The organism is Peterkaempfera griseoplana, from assembly GCF_001418575.1.
Taxonomy (GTDB): Bacteria; Actinomycetota; Actinomycetes; order Streptomycetales; family Streptomycetaceae; genus Peterkaempfera; species Peterkaempfera griseoplana.
The window spans coordinates 1-4,808 of the sequence record NZ_LIQR01000641.1; the positions used below are offsets into that span (position 1 = coordinate 1).

The following is a 4,808-nucleotide window of genomic DNA, read 5'->3' on the forward strand; positions in this document are numbered from 1 at the left end:
CTACAGCGCGGTGCTGAGCGCGCTGGGAGGGAGCTCCAGCGGCAGTACGGGAGGCATCGCCTCCGGCACGGTGTACAACCTCGTCAACGTGGCCAGTGGCCGTTCCCTGGACGAACCCTCGGGCCAGACGGCGAACGGGACCTCCCTGCAGATCTACGACTCCTGGACCGGCACCAACCAGCAGTGGCGGGCGAGCCAGAACAGCGACGGCACGTACACGCTCACCAATGTGGCCAGCGGCCGGGTCCTGGACGAGCCGGGCAGCCAGACGGCCAACGGCACCAAGATCGAGGTCTGGGACTCCAACGGCGGCGCCAACCAGCACTGGCGGGCTTCAAAGAACGGTGACGGGTCCTACACCCTGATCAACGTCGCCTCCGGCCGGGCCCTGGAGACCCCGGGCGGCCAGACCGCCAACGGCACCGCTGTCGAGATCTGGGACTCCAACGGCGGCGCCAACCAGCACTGGAACTTCAAGTGAACTGACGAGCCAAGGGGACAGGCACCACAGGCCGCCCCTTCCCGATCGCCCAGTGCCGTCAGGGTGAGGGCTCCACGTCCGGAGCACTGACCGGTCGGGCCGACCGGACCTCGGCGCCCGTTGTCGACGTCGCACGGATCCTCCTCGCATCGAGCGGGACGTGTGAGGGCGCCGAGGCCCGGTTCGGGGCACTGTCCGGGTCTTCGCTTCGCACTCGCGGAGACCCGGACGATGGAAGCAGTACGGCAGCCGGGGAGCCAGGCGGTCAGGCAGCCGGGCGGTCGCAGGGGAATCTCCGCGGCGCGGCGCCGCGGATCCCGGGTCCGGACAGAGCCGATCATCAGAACCCCGACCTGTGCTCTCTCCACCCGGGCCACGACCTCCGGGTCGCGGACGTCACCACGGACCGGCCCTCGACAGCGGCAGGGACCCACGCGGTGGCTGCGGAGCGAGGACACCAACCTCCGGCGGCAGGCCGCGGACCCCCGGGAACGGCAACCCCCGGCTGGACGACCTCACCCGCGGCGTGGTCGCCGCCCTGTGTGGGGGCAACACCGCCGGGATCGTGCCCAGGCGGTCCGCCCCGGCGGACCCGGCCCCGGCTCCCGGCCCCCGGCCGTCCGGCCGGAGCCCGCGATGTCATGCGCGACGACAAGGAGATGCACGATGCGACAAACAGCAACCTCAGGGGTGGCTTCGGAGGGCTTAGGGACGGGCCGGGCGGGCCCCCGGTTACGGCGCCGGCCGGTCAGGGCCCTGGTCGCCGCGACGGCAGCCGTCCTGGGTCTGATCGCCGCCCTGCTGACGCTTCAGCCGGCATCGGCCGCGGACAATCCCTACCAGCGCGGTCCGGCCCCCACCCTGGCCAGTGTGGCGGCCTCCAGCGGGCCCTTCGCCACCGCGCAGGTGAGCGTGGCGCCGGGCAACGGGTTCAACGGCGGGACGATCTACTATCCGACGGACACCAGTCTGGGCACCTGGGGCGCGGTGGCGATCGTACCGGGCTACACCGCCTTGTTCGCCAACGAGGAAGCCTGGATGGGGCCGTGGCTGTCCTCCTTCGGATTCGTCGTGATCGGCATCGAGACCAACAGCCGCACCGACTACGACGTGGCCCGGGGAACCCAGTTGCTGGCGGCGCTGGACTACCTGACCCAGAAGAGCCCCGTCCGTGACCGCGTCGACCTGAACCGGCTGTCGGTGATCGGCCATTCCATGGGCGGTGGAGGCGTGGTCTATGCGACGGAGCACCGGCCGTCGCTGAAGGCCGCGGTAGCCCTGGCCCCGTTCTCGCCCTCGCAGAACATGTCCACCGACACCGTGCCCACGATGGTCATGGGCGGCCAGAACGACACCGTGGTCACGCCGTCCTACCTCGACGGACTGTACGCCACGATGCCGGCCGCCACACAGAGCGACTTCGTGCAGATCGCCGGGGCCGACCACGTCTACTACACGCATCCGCAGAGCACCGAGATGCGGATCCTGATCCCGTGGCTCAAGACGTTCGTCGACGACGACACTCGCTACACCCAGTTCCTGTGCCCGACGCTTGCGGACCCCAGCGGCATCTCGGTGCAACACAGCAAGTGCCCCTACGTTCCCCAAGGTGGCACCTCGACCGGTGGCACGACGACCGGTGGCACGACGACCGGCGGTACCACGACTGGTGGCACGACGACTGGTGGCACGACGACCAGCGGTACCACGACTGGTGGCACGACGACCGGTGGTACCACGACCGGCGGCACCACGGGTGGCTGCACGGCGACGTACACGACCGTCAACTCGTGGAACGGCGGCTTCCAGGGCGAGGTGAAGGTCACCGCGGGCAGCGCGGCGATCAGCGGCTGGACGGTCCGCTGGACGCTCGCCGGCGGGCAGAGCGTGACCCAGGTGTGGAACGGTTCGCTGACCACCAGCGGCTCGACCGCAGCGGTGAGCAACGCCTCCTACAACGGGTCGCTCCAGCCCTCCGCGTCGACCACCTTCGGATTCCTCGCCAACGGCACACCGACCACTCCCTCGGTCACCTGCACCAGCTCCTAGGCCTTACGCAGTGTGAGCGTTCACTCCCGGCGTTGCCCCCGTATGAGCCGTCTCCGGCTTCTACGGGGGCAACGCCGCGGCCCTGCCAGCCCGGCGCCACGACGCCGCAGGGTGCCGTGAGGGCGGCGGGCGGCCACGGCCAACGCGGTCTGTGATCGGTTCCCTGCGGCCACGCAGGGCTCGCCCGGGGGCCGCCGAACAGGACGAGCAAATCGGCCCGGAAGGCGGGGGCGCCGAGGGGTTCCGCCCTGACCTGACGGCCTGTCGGGGCGGCGGTGGACGCCGCGCCGTCCTGCCGGACGGAGCGCAGCGGCGACGGCTTCGCATCCTGGCCCAGGCAGGTGCCGGGCAGGCAGGTGCGGGGCGCCCGTCGCTCGGGGCCCCGCACCGGCTGGTGGGTGGTCAGGCGGCGGTCGCCTCCCCCTTGGCCGCCTCCTCTTCGGTCGCCTCGTCGGCGGTGGCCGGGCGGCCGCGCAGCGCCGTCAGCGCCAGCAGGGCCGAGACGACGGCGGCGGCGCCGCAGACCACGAAGCCGACGGAGTAGCCGTGACCGAGCGCATCCATGGCCAGGCCGTGGGCGGGCTTCAGGACCGGGGCTGCCAGCGAGGCACCGTTGACGGCCAGCGGGCCGCCCTCGTGCAGTACCGCCGTGGCCGCGCCCTTGGTCGCAGCGGGCAGCGCGGAGGCGTGCAGCGCCGAGCCGAAGTTCGACGCCGCACGGCTGAGCGCGACCGCGCCGATGACCGCCGGACCGAGGGTGAAGCCGAAGTCGCGCAGCAGGTTGGTGGTGGCGCTGGCCATACCCGCCAGGCGTACCGGCACGGTGTTGACCGCGGTCGCGGTGATCGCGGAGACGGTGACGGCGAATCCCACGCCGACCAGGCCCAACGGCAGCACCAGCGACGTGAAGGCCTCGTCAGTGATCGGCAGCGTCGCGGCCCAGAAATCACCGGTACCCATCAGCAACAGACCGCCCGTCAGCAGCAGCCCCGGCGCAGCGCTGCGCAGCAGCCGCTCCGTCACCGGCAGCATGACCAGGGCGAGTCCATTGAGCAGCAGGAACGCCATCGCGGTGTGCATGGGCTTCTGCTCCTGCACCGGGCCGAGCCGGATGCTCACCGCGTAGGCGGTGCCCAGGAAGCTGAACATCCCCACGACGGCCACCACCGAGGCCACGGCGAAGGACCGGTTGCGGAACAGGTCCAGCCGCAGCAGCGGGGACCTGGCGCGCAGCTCGGCCAGGACGAAGGCGACCAGGAACGCCGCCGCCAGAAGGAACGCGACCACCACCGGTGCCGAGCTCCAGCCGTCGGCCGGACCCTGGATGATCGCGTACAGCAGTGAGAAGAGGCCCAGCCCGATGGTGACCTGGCCGACCGGGTCCAGCGAACGCCCCTCCGGGGAGCGCGAGTTGCGGGCGAGCGTGGCACTCACCGCGGCGCTGACCAGCGCGATGGCCAGGACCACCACGAAGGACCAGCGCCAGGATCCGTAGGTGGCGGTGATGCCGCCCAGCAGCGGCGCCAGGAAACCGCCGGTGGACAGACAGGCCGCCCACAGCGCGATCACCCGGGCGCGCTGCGTGTGGGTGCTGGTGCCGGCGGCGATCAGCGCCAGCGAGGTGGGGAACAGAGCCGCCGCGCCCAGGCCGGCAAGGGCCTGGCCGACCCAGAGCTGGTGCACTCCGGAGCTGGCCGTGCTGACCGTCTCGCCGACCGCCATCAGCAGCGCGCCGCCGATGAGCAGCTGCTTGCGGCCGAAGAGGTCACCGAGCACGCCGAAGGTCAGTTCCAGGACGGCGACGGGCAGCAGAAAGGCGTCGGAGATCCAGGTGAGCTGTGAACCGACGGGATGCAGATCCGACTGGAACAGGCCGTTGAGGGTGGCCGGAATGGCCAGGCCGATCTGCGCCAGGCAGACGGCGAGGCAGCCGGCGACCAGGGTGCCGACGGCCAGGCCGGACGCAGCTGCCGCGGCGGGTCTTGCGGGGGGAGTGGCCGTTGCGGACAAGGGGACTCCTGAAGGCTGGGGGGGTGGCGGGGGTCAGCGCAGGGAGCGGCGGACACCGCTCAGGGTGTCCGGGCGGAAGCGGGTGAAGGCCGCACCGTCGAGGCCGAGCGTGCCGGCCTGGTACTGCAGCCGCTCCGGGGTCGCGGCGTCGCCCCAGCGGCCGCTGTCCAGCCGGTGCTCCAGCGCGTGCAGTGCGGCGACCACCTCGCCGGTGGTGAAGTTGCAGTGGCCCTGCCGGGCCGTGCACGCCTGCCGCAGCAGCGAGGAG

3 protein-coding genes and 1 pseudogene are annotated in these 4,808 nt (G+C 71.8%); 2 read left to right on the forward strand and 2 right to left on the reverse strand.

Going from position 1 to position 4,808, the window contains the following annotated elements; translation table 11 throughout:
- Together AOK09_RS34650 and AOK09_RS34655 are read left to right on the forward strand one after the other, a co-directional pair.
- A partial coding sequence (locus tag AOK09_RS34650; protein WP_169797110.1) for an RICIN domain-containing protein occupies nucleotides 1–481 on the forward strand: 481 nt, incomplete at its 5' end.
- Between the two features lie 666 nt (nucleotides 482–1,147).
- Complete coding sequence (locus tag AOK09_RS34655; RefSeq protein WP_079063657.1) at nucleotides 1,148–2,530, forward strand: poly(ethylene terephthalate) hydrolase family protein; 1,383 nt, start codon at nucleotides 1,148–1,150, stop codon at nucleotides 2,528–2,530.
- Between the two features lie 402 nt (nucleotides 2,531–2,932).
- Here the strand turns inward: AOK09_RS34655 and AOK09_RS34660 are convergent, their stop codons facing one another.
- Both AOK09_RS34660 and AOK09_RS34665 read right to left on the reverse strand, forming a co-directional pair.
- Nucleotides 2,933–4,540 (reverse strand): MFS transporter, encoded by a 1,608-nt coding sequence (locus AOK09_RS34660; protein WP_055591177.1) that lies wholly within the window; start codon nucleotides 4,538–4,540, stop codon nucleotides 2,933–2,935.
- 33 nt (nucleotides 4,541–4,573) lie between these two features.
- A pseudogene (locus AOK09_RS34665) lies at nucleotides 4,574–4,808 on the reverse strand (alpha/beta hydrolase); the annotation flags it as partial.

What these genes read in the sequence shown, in the direction of transcription:
- AOK09_RS34655 (WP_079063657.1), top strand. Translation starts at nt 1,148, where the DNA reads ATGCGACAAACAGCAACCTCAGGGGTGGCTTCGGAGGGCTTAGGGACG.